Raw genomic sequence first — 19,209 nt, 5'->3', positions numbered from 1 at the left:
CAAGATGCGACTGATGACTGGCGTGACCGGCTCAGCGCTCACTTGGCCCAGCACTTGCCGGACTACATGGTCCCGGCGCAATGGGTGCTGCTGGAACAGATGCCCCTGAGCCCCAACGGCAAGCTGGACCGCAAGGCTTTGCCCAAACCCGAAGCAACGCAGCAATCCGAGGCCTACGAGCCCCCTCGCAGTGGCTTGGAGGAGCAGATCGCAGCCATCTGGGCGCAAGTACTGGAGGTGAAGCGTGTGGGGCGCAACGATAACTTCTTTGAACTGGGTGGGCATTCCTTGCTGGTGATTAATGTGATCTCGCGTATGCAACTCGAACTGGGCCTGAGGCCGACCCCGCAGGATGTTTTTCAGCATCCGGATGTAGGGCGCCTGGCGGCCATTTTCGAAGGGCAAGGCGGTGCGATCACAGAAGACAAACTGAGCCGTCTTGACGCGCTATTCGATGACATTGGGGCGTTTTGATGGACACTCAGGTTGCACAACGTATCGTAAAACGGTTCATTGGCCTCCCGTTGGAGCAGCGCAGGATCTATCTGCAAAAAATGCTCGCTGAGGATGTCTCGCCTGCTAACTTGCCGATCCCTGTGGTTCGTGACGAGACGCCTCAATTGCTGCTGTCCTACGCTCAGGAGCGCCAATGGTTCATTTGGCAGCTTGAACCCGACAGCGCCGCCTACCACTTACCCACTGCATTGCGCTTGAAGGGGCTACTGGACATCGCCGCGTTGCAACGTAGCTTCGACATGCTGGTAGCGCGTCATGAGAGTCTGCGCACCTGTGTGTATCAGGACGGTGAACGGCGTATCCAAGTGGTCAGCGAGCAGACGATTGTTCAGATTCAACGGCAGGATATCGACGAGGCGCAGCTTGGCGCACGAATCGAAGAACTGATTGCGCAGCCGTTCGATCTGCAACTCGGGCCGTTGCTGCGCGTCACCTTGTTACGCCTTGACGACGCAGAGCACGTGCTGCTTGTGGTTCAGCATCACATCGTGTCGGATGGCGGCTCAATGCAGGTAATGGTTGAGGAGTTAGTCAAGCTCTATACCGCGTTTAGCCAAGGGCACGAGGTGCAATTACCGGCCTTGCCGATCCAGTACGCCGATTACGCCTTATGGCAGCGCGCCTGGATGGAAGCCGGTGAGCAAGACCGTCAAATGGACTATTGGCGTGCTCGCCTCGGGGGGGAACAGCCAGTCCTGGAGTTGCCCTTCGATCGTCCGCGTCCCCCGACACAAAGCCACCGTGGTGCAAGCCTGGATATCGCGTTACCACAGTCTCTTGTCGCTGCGTTGCGCGACCTGGTCCAGCGTGAAGGCGTGACCCTGTCCATGTTGCTGCTGGCGTCGTTCCAACTGCTGATGCATCGCTACAGTGGCCAGGTGGATGTGCGCATTGGGGTGCCGACGGCCAACCGCAACCGTGTCGAGACCGAACGCTTGATCGGATTTTTTGTGAACACTCAGGTGATCCGAGCGGATATTGACGGGCAGATGTCCGTGTCCGCTCTGTTGCAACAAGTGCGAACACGCGTTTTAGAGGCCCAGGCACATCAGGATTTGCCTTTCGAACAACTGGTGGTAGCGCTGCAGCCGGAGCGCAACCTGAGCTATAACCCACTGTTCCAGGTGATGTTCAATCACCAGGCCGATACCCGTAAGGCTAGCAATGCGCAGCCGGTGGGACCGCTTCAAGTACAGAGCCTTGAGTGGTCGAGTCGTACCGCGCAGTTCGACCTGAGCCTGGACACCCGCGAGACGGAAGACGGCATCTGGGCCGCGCTGACTTACGCCACCGATTTATTTGACGCCTCCACGCTGGAGCGCATAGCGCGACACTGGCAAAACCTGCTGCAGGGTATGGCCAGGGACGCACACCAACCCGTCGACCGCCTGGTGTTGTTCGATAGCGATGAACAGCACAACATCGTCCACGGATGGAACGCGACAGCCAGGGACTACCCGCTGCAAGCCTGCGTACACCAGATAATCGAAGCACAGGTAGAGCGAACCCCGGAAGCACGAGCCCTTGGCTTTGCCGGTGAGGCATTGAGTTACGCCGAGCTTAATCGGCGTGCCAACCGCTTGGCTCATCGTTTGAAGGTCGCGGGGGTAGGCCCGGACGTGCTGGTAGGCGTAGCGGTGGAACGGTCCGTCGAGATGGTGGTGGGCTTGCTGGCCGTGCTCAAGGCCGGCGGCGCCTATGTGCCGCTGGACCCGGAATACCCGCGCGAGCGTTTGGCCTACATGCTGGAAGACAGTGGCGTCAAGTTGCTGCTGACCCAGCGGCATTGGCTGGAACTCTTGCCAATTCCTCACGACGTGGATGTTCTAGTGCTGGGCGAAGACACCTTTGATGATTACAGCGAAGCCAATCCAAGTATGGCCCTGGACGGCGAAAACCTGGCTTATGTGATCTACACCTCAGGGTCAACCGGCAAACCGAAGGGCGCGGGTAATCGTCACGCAGCGTTGACCAATCGGCTGTGCTGGATGCAGGAGGTTTATGGCCTGGATGCCAGCGACACAGTCCTGCAAAAGACCCCGTTCAGTTTTGACGTGTCGGTATGGGAGTTTTTCTGGCCGTTGATGAGCGGTGCGCGTCTGGTGGTTGCTGCTCCAGGGGATCATCGTGATCCCGCTCGCTTGATCGATCTGATCAATCAACACAAGATTACTACGCTGCATTTTGTGCCGTCGATGCTGCAGGCTTTTGTACAGGATCCTGACGTTGGCAGTTGTCACAGCCTGCTTCGCATTGTTTGCAGTGGCGAGGCGTTGCCAGTTGATGCCCAGCAGCAGGTATTTGCCAAACTGCCTCGGGCGACGCTCTACAACCTGTATGGCCCGACCGAAGCGGCTATCGATGTGACCCATTGGACTTGTGTCGCGCAACGTTGCGACACGGTGCCAATCGGCCGGCCGATTGCCAACGTGGCCACCTACGTACTCGACGCACACTTGTTGCCGGTTCCGGTTGGCGTAACGGGTGAATTATACCTGGGGGGGATCGGCCTGGCGCGCAGCTACCACCAACGGCCAGCTTTGACTTCCGAGCGCTTTGTTCCATGTCCGTTCCACGTCGGTGCACGTCTCTATCGTACCGGTGACCGGGTGCGCCAGCGCGCCGATGGGGTGATTGAATACCTGGGACGCCTGGATCATCAGGTCAAGTTACGCGGCCTGCGTATCGAACTGGGCGAAATCGAGGCTCGTTTGCTGGAGCATGAACGGGTCCGCGAGGCGAGCGTGCAGGTGCGCGATGGCAAGCAACTGGTGGGCTACCTGGTATTGCATGGCTCTGCCGAGGATTGGCGCGATCAGCTCAGTGCACATCTGGCGCAGCACCTGCCGGACTATATGGTGCCCGCTCAGTGGGTGGTGCTCCAACAGATGCCGTTGAGCCCCAATGGCAAGCTGGACCGCAAGGCACTGCCTGAGCCGGATACAACCCAACAGACTTGCGCTTACCTGGCGCCGCAAACTGAACTGGAAAAACAGTTGGCGGCGATCTGGTCTGACATCCTGGGGGTTGAGCGTGTGGGCCTGCGCGATAACTTTTTCGAACTCGGTGGCCACTCTCTTTTGGTGTTGATACTCAAGGAGCGTATTCGCATTGCCACCGGGATCAACCTGCCAGTGACGCAACTGATCCTCAACCCAACCGTGCAAGGCCAGGTAAACGGCATCCAGGGCAATGTGCGTACTGACCTGATCGTACCGCTTAACAGCAACGCTTCGGGCACACCCTTATATCTGTTTCACCCCAGCTATGGCTCAGTGCACTGCTACAAGGCGATTGCCTTGGCGATGCGTGAGCAGCGACCGGTGATGGGGGTAATCTGTCGGGCTCTGGCGCAAGAGAGCGAAGTCGTGCCGTCTTGGGACCGTATGGTCGAGGATTACACCGAGCAGCTGTTGATCGCACGCCCCGAGGGGGGCTATCGCCTGGCCGGCTGGTCGCTGGGTGGAAACCTGGCGATGGAGGTTGCCTACCGCCTTGAGCGCGCAGGCCGTATCGTCGAGTGTGTGGGTTGGATTGACGCTCCACCCCCAGTTCGCGTGGCGCAGTTCTGGAATGACGCTGGCATGGCTGATGAACGCGCAGTGTCAGTCAGTGAGCAGCGTGCCGAATTGCTCGGGGTGATATTCCCGCACCATGCCGAACAGATCCACGGCGTTTGGTTGGACAGTCAAGGCGACGACGAGCAACGATGGAGCAAGGTAAATACGTGGGCGGAGCAGACGTTGGGCGCCGCGTATGAAACGGTCAAACATCAGCTACTGGAAGGCCATGAGATGCAGATTTCCTGGGAGATAAAACGCCTGCTGGATCTGCGTTTGCAAGAGGCCGATTATCAGCCGATCGCTGCGCCGGTACTGTGCTGGTGGGCGGCCTTGAGCAAGGCGGGGCAGCACCAGGAACTGATCGAGTCGAGCATGCGCGCGGTGATCGGGACCACTGGCATACAGCAGTCGACAGTGGTGCACACCACTCATGATCGGATCATCGACAACCCGGAGTTCGTGAGTAGTTTTGTTGAACTCATGGGATAGATCCACATCGGCATAAAAAAGCCCCTGGTCATGTAGGTGACCAGGGGCTTTTTATTACGGCGCGAGCCTTAGAAATTCCAGCGCGTGGTGAGCATCACGTTACGTGGGTCACCATAATACGACGAGTTGTAGAACCCGATGTTGGTGTAGTACTTCTTGTCGAACACGTTGTTGACGTTGAGGGTAGCCGAGACATTATCGGTCACTTGGTAGCGCGCCATCACGTCCACCAGCCAGTAGGGGTCCTGGGAGAATTTTTCGGTGGTTTTCTTTGCTCGGTTGTTCAGCAATTGCCAACCTTCGCCCTGCCAGCGAGCGCCTCCTCCCAGGGTGAGTCGATCCCAGGGGCCGCTGAGCTTGTAGGTCGTGTAGAAATTAACCTGGTCTTCAGGCTCCCAAGTGGAGACCTTCACGCCGCTCTGGTCGCGAATGATCTTATGGGTGTAACCGGCCTGCAACTGCCAACCGGGCGCCAGCTCACCAGAGATTTCTGCTTCATAGCCCTTGGTCTTGGCGGTGATGCCTTTATAAGGGTTGTCGACCAGCGATACGCCGCTGTACGTCGTATCGGATTCCGCACGGTTTTCTTCATGCACTTCGAAATAGGCAAGGCTGGCATTCAGGCGACCGTCGTAGAATTCACCCTTGAGACCCAGCTCATAGTTGGTGCCTTCGTCGGGTTCGAGCATTTTGTTGCCAACGTCGCGGAAGGCGGTTTGCGGCAGGTAAATTTCAGTGTAACTGGCATAAAGCGAGTAGTTGTCGTTCAGGTCATAGACCAGGCCGGCATACGGCAGGACTTTGCCGGAGTCCTTGGTATCGCTGGTGCCGGTTACCTGATAGTTGGCGACACGTGTACCCAGCAGCAGGTGCAAATCGTCCATGAGGCTGAAGCGCCCCGTTACGTAAACGCCTGATTGACGGGTGGTTTCATCGTTCTTGAAGCCGACACTGCCCCAATTCGGTTCGGGGCTGTTGCCATTCCATTTGTAGAAGTCGATGACGTTGTTGGTGTAGGTCGGGCTGTAATAGTCCTTGCCCTGCCAGCGGGAGTTGGAAAGTGAAGCGCCGACCACTAGTTGATGCTCGCGACCGAGCATGCTGAATGGGCCTGTTACGTAGGCATCGCCACTGTCGCTGACAGTTTCACCAGTGTATTTGTTGGCATAGATCGACGACAGGCCGGTAACTGGGTCCGGCGAGGCGAGGGAGCCCAACGGTGCGTTGTAGCCATTGATCTGGTGATTGTATTGGCCTTTGGCGACCCAGCCATTGGAAAACTCATGTTCCAGAGTGGCGAACGCGGTGCGGGAGTATTGCTCCCATTTACTCCACTTTGCACCATTGTTGAACGATCGTGGCAAGCTGATCGGATTGCCTGCCGAATCGTACACAGGGCGGCTACCGGACCAGCCCGAGCCTTTTGGATCGTTGTCTTGGTAGTCGGCGCCGACGGTCAGCAGAGTGTTCTCGTCCAGGTCCATTTCAAGAACGCCGTAAAACACGCTGGTCTTGCGTTCATAGTGGTCCATGAACGAATGCTTGTCCTGGTAGGCAGCCACGGCTCGACCACGCACATTGCCGGATTCCGTCAGCGGGCCGCTGAGATCGATTTCCGAACGGTAGTTGTCCCAGGAGCCTGCACCTAGATCGATATGGCCCTGGAATTGCGCAGTTGGTTTTTTGCGTACCAGATTTATGGTACCGCCAGGGCCGCCAGCACCGGTCAGCAGACCTGTGGCGCCTTTGAGCACTTCTACACGGTCATAGACCGCCGTATCGGTCAACGTCTGCCCGGCAGAGTAGGGCGCGTTGCGCGTCATCGGAATCCCGTCGTACTGGAAGTTCTGGATGGCGAAGCCGCGGGAATAGTAGTTGGTCCGTTCGCTGTCGTATGTCGAAACGGTGATGCCCGGTGTATGACGCATCACGTCGTCGATGCCGGTCATGCCAAAGTCATCCATGGCCTGGCGGGTGACCACCGAAATCGATTGCGGGGTCTGCCGTGGTGTCAGGACCATGCGCGTAGCTGTTGCAATGGTGCCGGGGGTATAGGAACCGCTGCCTTCGGTAACTGTGCCCAGTTGGTTTGCAGTCACCTGGGTTGCACCCAGTTCTAGGGCGCCGGTACCACCGCTGGCGTTGATCGTGATGGCATTGCCCTGCAAACCATAATTGATGCCCGATCCCTTGAGCAGGGCGGAAATAGCTTGTTCCGGTGCCAGCTTACCCTTCACCGCAGTGCTGCTTTTACCTTGCACATCCGTTGGGCTATACAGCACCTGCAGGTCGGTCTGCCGGCCAAACTCCTGCAGTGCCGTGCCCAGCGGCTGTGCAGGAATGTCGATCTCCATCTCCTGGGCTTGTACATAGCCGGCGATGGGCAGCGATACCCCAAACGCCAGGGCGCAGGACTTGAGGTTCAAGTTCAGCGCCCTTCGCATTGATAGCGCTTTGCTCAGGGGGCTGAGACCGAGTCGTACTGACATGGATGCGTTCTCTTCTATGTTATAGGTTGGCAGCTTATAGATTTATTGAGTTTAGTTCTCATTAACAGTAGTGAGACGTTCGTACTTGGGAAAACCGGAAAAGAAATTCACGCGGGCACCATTTCATGCACCACCTTGCCCGCCCGTAGGCGTACCAATTGGTCGGCGATATCGAAATAGCGGTCATCGTGACTGATAACGATGATGGTTTTCCCCAGACGCTTGAGGTCCGGCAGCAGCTCCGTGTAGAAAATACGACGGAAAGCCGGGTCTTGGTCAGCGGCCCATTCGTCGAACACCAGTACCGGGCGCTCTTCGAGCCAGGCATTGACCAGGGCCAGACGTTTGCGCTGACCCGTAGACAGGTCGGTGGTGCTGAATGCGCCATCCTTGATCGTGACTTTGTGAGCAATTTCCAAACGGTCCAGGTATTGCGCGGCACTGTCCAGGGATGGCTGGCCGCCCCCCTGCACCAAATCGTCGAACAAGTAGTAGTCGGCGAAGACGGTGGTGAACAACTGGCGATAATCGTCGCGCGTGGGGGCGATTACTGCTTGGCCGTTGAGAAGGATCTCGCCGGTCTGGGGTTGATACAGACCCAGCAAAAGCTTGATCAGCGTGGTCTTGCCGCAACCGTTTTCGCCGACGATAAACACGATATCGCCTTGCTTGATACTCAGGTTAATCGGGCCTAAGTGGAAGGGTTCACTGCCTTCTACCGGTGGCGGGCTGTAGCTCACGCCGCGCAGTTCCAAGCTATGTACTTCAGGTTTGCGTGCTTCGCTGTCTTCGAGCAGCAAGTGCGGTTCGGGGGACGAAAACCGTTCGGACAGTTCGGCAATGCGTGAGAAGGCTATCTGTGCGCGGCTGACGATCGGCAGCGCCGTCACCACGTGCTCCAGCGGGCCTTTCATGTACAGCAGCACCAGCACAAAACCGGTGATGACCGCGGGATCAGGGTTGGGGTAGTAAGCTTGAAAAGCCAGGGCAAGGCCAATGACTACAAAGAACAACATAGAGCCGAAGGTCTTGGCGATGATAAAGATATTCACTGAGCGGATCTGGATATCGCCAATCCGGTCAGCAGTCGCCTGGATGCGGTGGGTGTTCATGCGATAACGCCGTGGGCGGTGGATACGCAGTTCCTTGGCGCCGGAGGCAATGGCGGTGTAGTAGCGCTGCAGTTCATCTTCCTGGTCGCGGGCTTCCTCAAAGCCCTTTATTCCCGAAGCCCGCGCTGCGTATTGGGCCGCGGTGCCGATAACAATCGCGACCACCATCATCAGGAACATCGGTACCGAGAGATACGCCAGATAACCCAGGCAGCCGAGGGTTACGGTGGTGGCGATTGCCAGAGGGGTGAAGGAAAAGGAAAAATCGCTGATGGTATCGACGTCATGGGTCAGTACAGGAATCAGCTTGTGAGTACGATAGCGTTCGATCTGCTCGATAGGCGCTGACAGCACCTTTTCCCCCAGCTCTTTACGCAGTGCGGCAATGATGCGCTGGCCGACAAAGTTGGTGCCGATGTCCGATACGATCGAACTGATGAGCGCCAACCCACACAGGGCGGCAAAGGTAAAGATCACACCCTGAGTCATCCCCCCCGCCGAATGCAGCGCATTATTAATCGTCGCCAACAGCAAGGTAATGGCCAGGCCGCCCGCCATGCCAAGGGCGACGGAGACCGTCACGATGGTGCGAAAGGGCCTGAGCAATGCGAGCAAACCTTTGAAGGCGCCGCGCTTGGGGTCGGTCATAAATACTTCCCGGAAAGTGAAAAAGAGGGGGCTGGGCACACAGACCCTTACCCATGACAAACGAAGCTGTGCCGTCACTATTTAGCGCGGCATGCCGGGCGGTGGCCGTGAGCGATAAATTGCCCGGGGCCTGGTTCGTTCTTGTTCTGTAGGCGCACGCGTATCAATGCCGTGCGTGGCCCTTTGAGCGAGAGCGAAACACATGACGAAAAAGAACCTGGTGTATGTCTGGTCCCTGAGAAATGCCGCCGCCGACAAGGCCGGGCAATCGGTGGCCTATAAAGACCACGAGCGCTATATGAAATCGGTGCTGGAGTTTCTGGTGGGCTCGCTCAACGACACGCCACTGGGTGAGGCTTACCACCTGGTGGGCGTGGTGTATGACGATGATGAGCACAACCCCCGTGATCAGCAGTTGGTGGCGGACTATGGCTTTGCTTACCAGCCGGGTCGCCAGTGGCTGTACCCGGCGGACTTGCGTGTGCAGGGCACGTTGGTCAATGACCTGCTGCTGAGCGTGCCGTCGACCTATCGCCGCCTGCCACGGGGCAGCGCCGAACATGTCGCCGGCAAGCAGGATTTCGAGCGTCGCCTGCATGACACTTTGGTGGAGTTGAAGGCTGACATCGTGGTGCTGGATGGTTTGCTGGTGATCCTCGACGAACTGGTGCGCCCGGGTGCGCCGTTTGCGCGGCGCATCATGAACATTCATCCGGGCATCACCCGCCTCGAGTCGCCTTACGAACGCCGTGGGGCGTATGCCACCTGGAATGCGCTGTACGGAGCGCGTGGGCAGGCGATTACCGATTGGGCGACCAAAGCGACGCAGGCGTGCGAGCCGTTGTATTGGACGGGTGCGTCATTCCACTACGTGGATAACGGCATCGATTCGGGGGAGGTGTTCCACGACGTGCTCAAGACCGAGATTTCGCCCGAGGACACCATCCTTGAGCTGCGTTGGAACAACTTCAACAACAGCCTGTTCCCGGCGTTGCATGAAGGCTTGGAGCTGTTGGCCAAGCAAGGCTGAACCCTGTAGGAGCGAGGGGGACGCCTAGTTCTTGCTCGCGAAAAACGTCAACGATGGCGCGCGCTTTCTGAATAAACGCGGCGTCTATGAGTTTTTCGCGAGCAAGCTCGCTCCTACAAGGGTTAGAGCTCGCGTACTACGCGAAAGCCGATCCAATCCCCGCGCGTTTGCGGGTAGATGTTGTTGCGATTGCCCGAGCGTGAAAACACCGGTGCCTCGCCCCAGTCATTGCCGCGAATCTGGTAGGCCTCGCAGTTGGGCTCCACCCAGGCACTGCCATCCGTCGGCGCGCCAACGTAGTTGGGGTGCTCGCAATCAGCCACCCGCTCATACACGTTGCCGTGCATGTCATACATGCCAAAGGCATTCGGTGGGTAGCTGCCCACGGGCGACGAATAGCTGTAGCCGTCCGCCGGGCCGTAGGTGTTGGCGTGCTGGGCGATGCTGTAGCCCTTGCCTTCGTCGAACGGGAAGGGGAACGGGCCGCTGGTGCCGGCGCGGGCGGCGTATTCGCGTTGGGCTTCGCTGACCATCTGGTAGGTGTGCCCGGTCTTCTTCGACAACCAACTCACGTACTGCTTGATGTCGTCCATGTCCATGCACACTGCCGGCTGACGTGGCCCCTGGGGGTAGCGTGGCTTGCTGGCGATGCATTCACGGCCAGGGCGGTCGTCGCCATTGGCGATCTTGACCCCGGTCTGGCGCACGTAGCTGTCCCATTCGCCGGCGGTGATATGGAAGCGGCTCATGGCGAACGGTTTGGCGAAGGTCACGGCATGCATCGGGCCTTCGTCAGGCTCGCGGCCCACTTCGTCTTCGGGCGTGCCCATGGTGAAGGTGCCGGCGGGCAGCACCACCATTTCCGGGCAGTCCTTGCAGTCTTTGAAGACCTTGCCCGGTTGTGGGGCGGCGGCCTGGGCCACGCCAGGCAACAGGGCGCCGCACAGGGCGGCGAGTGCCAGTGCGGTGAGGGGTTTGAGTCGCGATGGAATCATGGAGGTATCTCGTTCAAAGGGGAAAAAGGGTCATAACCGCTGGCTCAGCAGGGTCATGAAGCGCTGGATCTCATCCGAGTTGTTAAGCAGGCCCGGTGAGGTGCGAATCACCGGGCCGACGTCACGGTCCACCGCGTCCACCACCACGCGGTTTTTCATCAGGTAGGCCGCGACGGCATCGCTGTCCTGGTCCTTGACCCGAAAGAAGGTGAATCCGGCTGACAGCTCGGGGCTGTGCGGTGTCACCAGTTCGATCTGCGGGTGGGCCAGCAGTTGGTCCTTGAGTTCGGTGTTGAGGGCATGGATACGTGCCTGCACCGGCGCCTTGCCCAGTTGCAGATGCAACTTGAAGGCTTCATCGGCGGCCCAGCGATGCTCGAAGGCGTGGTAGCCACCGGGCGTCATGGTCGTGGCGAAGTCCTTGTCTTCGGAGAAGGTCGGAATCATCGGTGTGACGTATTTGTTTTCGGTCTCGCGGGCGCACACCAGGCCGGTGCCCCGCGGGCCGAACATCCACTTGTGGGTGCCAGCGATGAAGAAGTCGCAGTACATATCGGGGAAGTCGAGGTCTTCCACGCCGAAGCCGTGCACACCATCGACGATATAAAGCAGGCGGTCCGGTTCGTCGCGGTTGCGGTTGTGTTCGGCCACCAGCTTGCCGATTTCGCCAATGGGCAATTTCACGCCGCTGCCGGACTGCACCCAGGTCATGCCCAGCACGCGGGTGTTCGGGCGAATGTTACGCTGGATGTTGCCCAGCACTTCATCGGCCGAGACCTGATTGGGGTTTTTGAACAGGTGTATCTTGCGAACCTGGGTTTGCTCCTTGCGTACCCTGAAGTCCAGGCTGAACTCGGTGGCGTAGTGCTCATGCACCGTGGTGAGGATTTCCTGGTCGGCGCGCACCTTGATCCCGCCATAGATCATCGCCAGCCCTTCGGATGTGCTGCCGGTCAGGGCGATCTGCGCCGGTTTGGCGTTCAGGTAACGGCCGGCCCACTCGCGCACCTGGCCTTCACGCTTCCAGGTTTCCTGCAAGTCCCAGTCCATGGCCAGGCCGGGGTTGCGGTCGATCTGCTGGCGGTAGCGCTCGATGGCATCGCGCACAGGCCTTGGGTGCGAGGCCACCAGGAAGTTGGAAAAGTGCAGGTAGCTCGGGTCCTGGTTGAACAGCTGTTTCAATCCCGTCCATGGGTCGTTCGTAACGGCGGCCACTGCCTGAGGCAGCAACGCGGTGCCCAGCGGCAGGCTCGCGGCAAAGACGCCGGCCTGCTTGAGAAATGTACGGCGGTCGGTCATGGACTTACTTCATGGTAGTTAGCGATTGGCCAATGGCTTGGCGGATTTTTGTACCTGCTCCCACACCCGCAGGAAGTTGCCTCCCCACAGCTTGGCGATATCGGCTTCGGAGTAGCCGCGTTGGATCAGTTCGGCAGTGACGTTGCGCACCTCGCCGACGTTCTCCCAGCCCTGCAAGCCGCCGCCGTCATTGAAGTCCGAGGCAATGCCGACATGATCGATACCGATCTTGCGCACGGTGTAGTCGATGGCGTCGCCGAGGTCCTTGAGGGTGGCCTTGGGTTCTTCCTCGAGAATGCCGTACAGCGCGCTGGCGTACTGGCCGAAGCGTTGCTCGGGCCAGGCGGCAATGATTGCATCGCCGGGCATCAGGGCCATGGCCAGGTTGGGCAATGGCGGCAGGTCGAAGCGTGCACGCAGGGCGTTGAGCTTGTCCTGGGTCGGTTGGCTCAAGGGGCGCAGGTAGGCGGGGAAGCCCACCACTTGCACCACGCCGCCGCTGTTCTTGATCAGTTGCAATTCCTTGTCACTGAGGTTGCGCGGGATGTCCACCGATGCCCGTGGCGCCGAGTGGGACGCCACCATCGGCGTACGGCTCAACTGCGCGACCTGTTCCAGGGCCTTGGTCGACATCTGCGACACGTCGATGATCACCCCCAGGTCATTGAGGCGATGCACCGCTTGCTGGCCGATCGGCGACAGCCCCTCGAGAGCGTCGGTGGAGTCATTGAAGAACGGCAGCGGGCGCGACGAGTCGGACCAGGCGTTATTGCCGATGTAGCTGAAGCCGAACATGCGCATGCCACGTGCGGCCCACAGGTCCAGCTGGTTCAGGTCATTGCCCAGGGGGTAGGCGTTGAGCATGCTGATAAAGATCGCGAACTTGCCTTCGCCGTGCAGGCGTCGCATATCGTCCGGGGTGTAGGCGATGCCCACCTGGTTGGGAAAGTCGCGCACCATGCCGGAGATGATCTTGTAGCGCACCTCCTGCTCGTGGCGGGCCTCTTCGACAAAACCGTCGGTGGGCTTGTGCGGGGCATTGGCGCCGTTCCAGATTTCCGGCCAGCCGAAGATCGTCAGCGCGGCACCCGACAATCGGCCGCGGGCGGCCTTGGCCAGGTCGAACTGGCCGCTGCCATCCTTGTCGGCCTCGTTGCCCGCCGTGCCGAAATCCAGGGGCAGGGTGATGTGGCTGTCGAATGACAACAGGCGGTCCTGCATTTCATTGGCCTGCTTGATCACCTCCAGCGGGTAGCCGGCATTGCCCTTGAACCACTGATCCCAGACCAGCAAGCCCGCCCCGGCGCCGATAGCCAGGGCCAGCGGCAGGCCGATATACAGCGCCTTTTTCGAACGTGATTTTGTCATTGCCATCTCAGTCAGTTGAGGCCTTTGCTATCAGGGAAGAACGAGCGATGGCGGCGCAAATTTAGGTGGCGGGGGCAGGGCGGTAAATTTCATCGGGTTGCAAACGTTCTAGCTCTGATCAAGCCGTTTCCTAAGGTAGCCAATGACAATCTCTCGACGTGGGTTCATCGCAGGCCTGGCGCTGACCGGTGCAGCCGTGCCCGCGGCCTTTTATGCCCATCGCGAGTTGACACGGGAAGACGCGTTTCCCATCACCCCCGGCGAAGCCACGGTCGACCTCGCTGACACCCAGGGCCAACACCTGGCGAACACCCTGCGGGGCGTTTGGAGCCTGCGCCTGGAAGGCCGCGATGCCGGCCTTGCGGGCCTGCCGCTGCAAGGCCTGGAGTTGCTGCTCGACATCGCCCCCCGTGGCCGTGGCCTGCGCGGTTATCTGGACACCGCCGAGCAATTGCGCGCCGACGGCGAGCCGCGCTACCGCGTCTTGGGCGACCTACTGACGGGCGAGGGCGCCGTGCTGTATTGGCGCTTGATCGACCGTGATTCAGCCGGCGCCGTGCCGGCCTATGAATTCAAGATGACCCTCGATGAAGTCTGGGCCGATTTCGGCAATGCCGGCAGTGCCACCCTCAGCGGGCACATCCTCGACCTTGAGCGGCCCCTGGCGTTGACCGAACGCGACAACCGTTTTATCGCCCACAAACAACTGTTCCCCGAAGCCCGCCAGCGCATCGGCCTCAACCCGACCTTGCTGGCCTGGCTGATTTCTCCCGAGCACCGCCTGTTTCACCAACTCTGGCACGCCACCCGTGACCAGTGGCACAAGCTCTCCGAAGAAAAACGCGAAGCCCTGCGCGGCATCGGCTGGCAGCCCGGGCCCCGTGGCCAGGAACGCGACGCCCGCGGCAAGCGCAAAGACCGCAACGGTTCGGGCATCGACTTCTTTTTCATGCACCGCCACATGCTCGGCACCGCACGCTCCATGCAAGACTTGCCCTCCTGGCCGCAATTCCCCGAGCCGCAACCGCCGTTGGAGCGGGACCGGCTGGGGTTTGTGCGCTACTTCGACAACCACGACGGTTTCGCGCTGCCGCCCTGTTGGTCGGCGCCGGATGACGCCGACTACACCCAGTGGGTCAGCGATATCAAGGCGGCAGAGACTTACCACAGCAACTTTCAGGTGTGGGAATCCCAATACCGCGACCCGCGTTATCTGGCCAAGTTGACCCTGGGCCAACTGGGCTCGGAAATGGAGCTGGGCCTGCACGACTGGTTGCACATGCGCTGGGCCTCGGTGCCCCGCGACCCGTCCAACGGCGCCCCGGTACCCTTCGCCCGGGACCCCGCCGACTTTGCCGCACGTTGGTATGCGCCGGAGAACGACTTTCTGGGCGACCCGTTTTCATCCCATGTAAACCCGGTGTTCTGGCATTTCCACGGCTGGATCGATGACCGCATCGAAGACTGGTTTCGTGCCCACGAGCGCTTCAACCCAGGTGAGGTGAGCCGACTGGAAGTCAACGGCGTGGCCTGGTTCGCGCCAGGCCGCTGGGTCGAAATAGGCGACCCGTGGCTGGGCCCGGACACCCACGGCTGCAGCACCACGCCGGGGCTGCAGCAGGGGCGTTCGATGGAAATGGATCCGGAAGTCATGAAGCTGGCCCTGCGCATTACCTTCGGTGCCGATGAAGAGCTGCTCAAGGGCCTGTTCAAACGTGTACCGCAGCGGCCATGGTATGCGCGGCATTTGAAGCTCACGCGCACGCTTTAGACGCCGTGGAGGCGTTCTAGGCTATGGCTATCTCTGCCGCATACAGGCCGCTGACACTGCGAGGATCCCCTATCTTATTGATCAGGTATAACTCATTGAATTCCGACACGGTGTAACCGTCGGCCCTTTTGAGCGGCTGGAACAAATGGCTGGTCTGGCCACTATTGAGTACGCGCTCCATGCCGCTGCGCATGGCCGCCTCCGTGGGGAATTTGGCGAGCCCGAGGTTGGGGTCATAATAAAACCAGGTTTTTTTGCCATTCACGACTTTGACGCCGGCTGTGACACCGTGCTTCGAATTGCTGATGAGCAGGGCTTTGGACGTCGTGGCCGTTGCCAAATCCGAGATGATCCTGTCGTACGTCGCATGGCGGGTGAGCTGCCCAGAGTGAAAGTCATTTCTGAGGGTGCTCTGAAAGTTCTTCAGGCTGTCGCGGAACCTTTCAGTATTGGGGTGCTTGGGGTGCGCCATACTGATGAAGAAATTTTTGATCAACGTGTCTTGCGCGTCATCCAGAATGGCCAATGCCATGGTATTGGACAACGCGGCGCAGCCGCCTTCGGATGTAAGGTCGACCTGACTCAGATAATAGCCTTGCGGCATGGCGATCACTGTGCCGCCGGCGGCAGTCACGTCATCGGTGAATTTTCTGCTGAGTGCAAAGCTGGTTTCCATCGTTCGGTGTTGCATATGCTTGAACAGAGCACCGACTTCGGCAGATGTCAGATCCGGGTCCAATATCAATTCGCGCAGTTGATGCATTTTCATTGTCGGTGAGAAGTCGTCTATCCCGTCTGGGATCCCCCTTGCGAGCGCCTCTTCAAACTGCACTTGTTCTGGTGTCGCGGGCTTGCCGGGCAATGGTGTTCTGGGCGGAATCAGCTTTTCGTAGAGTGTGTTGACTTTGCCTGGCAGCGCCTCCAACTCATCAATGCGCCTGGACAGGCTACCCAGCACCTCGGGTGAAGCGCTGGCGTCCATGGCCAATTTTTTCAACTGGGTGATGCCCAGTTCCGCAGAATAGCCAGACACGCCAGGTGCAGGGAGCGCGTTGTACCCCTGATTGAACGCCGCCTGGCCCGTGGTGGTTGCTGTTGCTGCGGCAACGGCGTCGTTAAAGGCTTCCGGTAACGGGATATCGGGTTTTGCCGGGTTGAGCCAGTTGGCGACCCACTCACCGATGGTGCCTTTGATCTCACCCTGGGTTGCCAGAACGTTGGGTGTGAAGCCATTGGCAGGCGCGCCGTAGGGCATGCGGGTAATGGGGTCGTAGTGGTGCAACTGTCCGTTTTTAAATACCACTACACTATCAACGGTGCGCCCGCCGGATGTGATCGAACCCAGCAACGCATTGCCATGTTCCTGGCTGATGGTTTTGAGCCAATCAAGGCTCTTGTCCGTGTTCTTCATGTTGGTCAGCCACGCTGTGGTCTTGGTCACCCCTTTGCTGACGAGGTTTGCACCGCCAACGGCCAAGTCAGCCAACCCGTCTAGAGGGTTGAAGTTGCTCAAAGTGACCATGCCGATGATTTTGCCCGTGCGTGCGGCTTTAGCGGCAAGGGAGGCGGCGCTCCCCGCGACCTTGGTCAGTTTGCCGATATTGGCCGCGCCGGCTGTCAGAAAACCAAACACATCCAGGGCCAAGTCAAAACCGCCCTCGACGTAGTTGCCTTTTTTGAAGTTATCAATCGCCGAACGGAAAGGAATCAGGTTCATGAAAAAATCGTTGACCTGATTGGCTTTCTCGTTCGCCAGGTCCTGCGTCGTTTGCCCTCTGGCGTATTTCTCAATGTCCGAGTCATCGAGATTGAAGTGCTCAACGAAGGCATCAGCGATGTGTTGAGTGCGAGCGCTGGCAAAACTATCGATAGCGGCGTCAGTGGTGGCGGCGCGTTCATTTGCGTGGCTGGCGCTGACACCCTTGGGTACGAACACGCGGGTGCTCAGCTCGACATTGGCTTCCCTGGATTCGCGCTCCTTCACTGCCCAGCTTTCAACGGGCACGATGGTACCTTTGGTCACGTCGATACAGTAGCCGGTGGATTGGCCGTCGCGTTCGATTTTTACCAGCAGTTTTTTTTCATAAATGGGGTCGTACTTACTCCAGAAACCCAACTGAGTGGAGGCGTTCCGATAATAAGTAATCTTGCCGTATTCAAAGTTTTTACGGTCTTGCAAGGGAAGCTGCGCGACCAGGTGTTTGACCGTCGTGGCAAGGGCGACCTTTTTCTTCTTGATCGTTTCCTCAAAGCGCTTTTCGAAGTTCTCGCTTACCCCAAACCGGTAGCGGGCGTTCAAGTCGTTGATCGGGACGCGTTTGTCCGCTGATTCAAAGAGATAGGGCAATCTCAGATCCATCATTGCGATGTCCAGCATCGAGTGAAGGCCGTGTAGCCATGTATGTGCCTTGTTCTGCCCTCTGCGCGGAATAAAACTGGTCTTGATCAGTTTTTGTTGGAACAGATCACCCAGGTCGCCATACCGTTCCACCAGCACGGCCATGGCCATTTTTTCTCGGGTGGGGAGCTCCAGGTCCAGCACGCCAGAGGCGGCAAGCATGTCCTGCTGCCGGGCTGTGAAGGTGGTTTTCAGGGTTTCCAGCTCTTGCGAGGTGTATTGAGTGTCGTCCTTGCGGGCAATCACGTTATGGCAAACCCCCCAATCTACCAAGGCCGTCGTGCGAGCTTGTGCCGCCGCCTCGGGTTGCGCCTGCCTGGCCCGTTCGCCCGCCTGCATCACTTGGACATAGGTCATGCCGGGGACTTTTCCCGGCGTGCCCGCTTCGATGCTTGCCGCGCCAATCACCAGGTTCAGCCAGGCGGGGCTGCCTTGTTTAACGGTGGGCGGGATGTCTTTGATCAGATAGACGGGGGCCTTGCGCGCCAGTAATACATACGCGGCCACTTTGGACAGCGCGGGGCTGATCCTGGCGCTGTCAACCAGGTGCTTGCTCAATGCATCCAGAACCGCAGACGCAGGTTTACCCCAATGGTTTTCGTGTGCCAGGTCGAACCCCGCCACTTTATTACGTTCAGGGGCGGTGATGGATTCAGGGTCCAGTTGCAGGGTAATGGCGGCCATCAGATAGTCCGTGGCGCTGTTGGCAGTGGCAATACCACCGGATTGCTCCTGCAGGTGTTTACCCAGCGCTTGCCCCTCGCGGGAGCAGAGCAGGGCCTCCAGCGTCTGGGCGGGGTCACTCTGCCCCTCTGGGGGCAGTGGGTGCTGGGCGAGTAAAGCATCCAGTGCGTTCGGGTAGCCTGACTGCATGGAGACAATGCGTAGTCGGCTCTGCTCAGCCTGGCTCAGGGGCATTGACCATGATAACGCTCCGCCAAAATTACCCAACGGTTGCGCCAGGGCTGCGTCTCTCACCGTCTGTATCAGTTCGGTCAGTGAAAGCCGTGTGGTGGGCATCGGCCAGCCCTTGGCCCTGATAAAACTTTCCAGTGTCGCGCCTTCACTGGGGCGCATAGGGAGCGATGAGTCAGGGTGAATATCCAAGGGTGCTTTTAAGGCTGCAAGTATCGCTTGCGGCGTGGTGTTTGCATCCAGCTGCGCCGCGATGTTGGTGAGTTTTGTTGTCAGTGTTTGCAGGTCGTGTCTGTCGCCGAACCCTTCTTTGAAGGTTTTTGGCGCAGAGGCGGGCGACTCGGCGGCCGGGGCTGTGGTTGGCGGCTCGATTGCTGTTGCCTGGCTGGGTGTGGGAGTGTGGAAAGGGGTGTCATACCAGTGAGGTTTGGCGGGCGTGGTTGTGCTGAGCATGGGCGGGGACCTGTAGGGCGAATATCAAATAGGCAAGTTTCCTGAGGGGAGCGTCTGAATTTCAGACACTTTGTTGGGTGAAGGAAAAGGGTGCGGGAGTTCCGCTCAAGCAGAGGTTGGAGTGTGACCAAGCACGACACGCGGCCAGTGGCTTGTCTGTGGG

At 59.1% G+C, this 19,209-nt stretch carries 10 protein-coding genes and 1 pseudogene; 5 read left to right on the top strand and 6 right to left on the bottom strand.

From position 1 onward, the window contains the following. The 3 genes and pseudogenes from DK871_RS24325 to DK871_RS24320 form a co-directional block, all read left to right on the top strand. Nucleotides 1–474: phosphopantetheine-binding protein (locus DK871_RS24325; protein ID WP_256677526.1), on the top strand; the 474-nt coding region annotated here is incomplete at its 5' end. A gap of 146 nt (nt 475–620) precedes the next feature. Then, nucleotides 621–1,880: pseudogene (locus DK871_RS29770) on the top strand (condensation domain-containing protein); the annotation flags it as partial. Next, nucleotides 1,872–4,568 (top strand): amino acid adenylation domain-containing protein, encoded by a 2,697-nt coding sequence (locus DK871_RS24320; protein ID WP_375139752.1) that lies wholly within the window; start codon nt 1,872–1,874, stop codon nt 4,566–4,568. The pseudogene DK871_RS29770 and the gene DK871_RS24320, both read left to right, overlap by 9 nt. 68 nt (nt 4,569–4,636) lie before the next feature. Here DK871_RS24320 and DK871_RS24315 read toward each other — a convergent pair whose 3' ends face one another. Both DK871_RS24315 and DK871_RS24310 read right to left on the bottom strand, forming a co-directional pair. Then, nucleotides 4,637–7,012 (bottom strand): TonB-dependent siderophore receptor, encoded by a 2,376-nt coding sequence (locus DK871_RS24315; RefSeq protein WP_161906910.1) that lies wholly within the window; start codon nt 7,010–7,012, stop codon nt 4,637–4,639. 152 nt (nt 7,013–7,164) lie between these two features. Continuing rightward, complete coding sequence (locus DK871_RS24310) at nt 7,165–8,817, bottom strand: cyclic peptide export ABC transporter (protein ID WP_161906909.1); 1,653 nt, start codon at nt 8,815–8,817, stop codon at nt 7,165–7,167. 202 nt (nt 8,818–9,019) lie between these two features. On the opposite strand from DK871_RS24310, the gene DK871_RS24305 reads away from it, so the two are divergent. Beyond that, entirely contained in the window at nt 9,020–9,847 is an 828-nt protein-coding gene (locus DK871_RS24305; RefSeq protein ID WP_161906908.1) for a N(5)-hydroxyornithine transformylase PvdF, read from the top strand. Between the two features lie 122 nt (nt 9,848–9,969). Here the strand turns inward: DK871_RS24305 and DK871_RS24300 are convergent, their stop codons facing one another. From DK871_RS24300 to pvdM, 3 genes are read right to left on the bottom strand one after another with little or no spacing between them, the layout of a single operon-like run. Further along, complete coding sequence (locus DK871_RS24300; RefSeq protein ID WP_161906907.1) at nt 9,970–10,842, bottom strand: formylglycine-generating enzyme family protein; 873 nt, start codon at nt 10,840–10,842, stop codon at nt 9,970–9,972. A 30-nt stretch (nt 10,843–10,872) separates the two neighbouring features. Beyond that, complete coding sequence (locus DK871_RS24295) at nt 10,873–12,141, bottom strand: aminotransferase class V-fold PLP-dependent enzyme (RefSeq protein WP_161906906.1); 1,269 nt, start codon at nt 12,139–12,141, stop codon at nt 10,873–10,875. Nucleotides 12,142–12,159: 18 nt separating this feature from the next. Continuing rightward, a complete protein-coding gene (pvdM, locus tag DK871_RS24290) occupies nt 12,160–13,509 on the bottom strand; it encodes a pyoverdine-tailoring dipeptidase-like protein PvdM (protein WP_003191926.1) in 1,350 nt (449 codons plus the stop codon). A gap of 142 nt (nt 13,510–13,651) precedes the next feature. On the opposite strand from pvdM, the gene DK871_RS24285 reads away from it, so the two are divergent. Beyond that, nucleotides 13,652–15,280 (top strand): PvdJ/PvdD/PvdP-like protein, encoded by a 1,629-nt coding sequence (locus DK871_RS24285; protein ID WP_161906905.1) that lies wholly within the window; start codon nt 13,652–13,654, stop codon nt 15,278–15,280. 16 nt (nt 15,281–15,296) lie between these two features. Here the strand turns inward: DK871_RS24285 and DK871_RS24280 are convergent, their stop codons facing one another. Continuing rightward, nucleotides 15,297–19,046 carry a hypothetical protein gene (locus tag DK871_RS24280; RefSeq protein WP_161906904.1) on the bottom strand — a complete coding sequence of 1,250 codons (3,750 nt, stop codon included), beginning with the start codon at nt 19,044–19,046 and terminating at the stop codon, nt 15,297–15,299. Between the last annotated feature and the right edge of the window lie 163 nt (nt 19,047–19,209).

Source organism: Pseudomonas sp. L13, assembly GCF_009935965.1.
GTDB classification, from domain to species: Bacteria; Pseudomonadota; Gammaproteobacteria; order Pseudomonadales; family Pseudomonadaceae; genus Aquipseudomonas; species Aquipseudomonas lactis.
The sequence above is the reverse complement of the archived record's forward strand: the minus strand, read 5'-3'. Positions and strand labels throughout refer to the sequence as shown.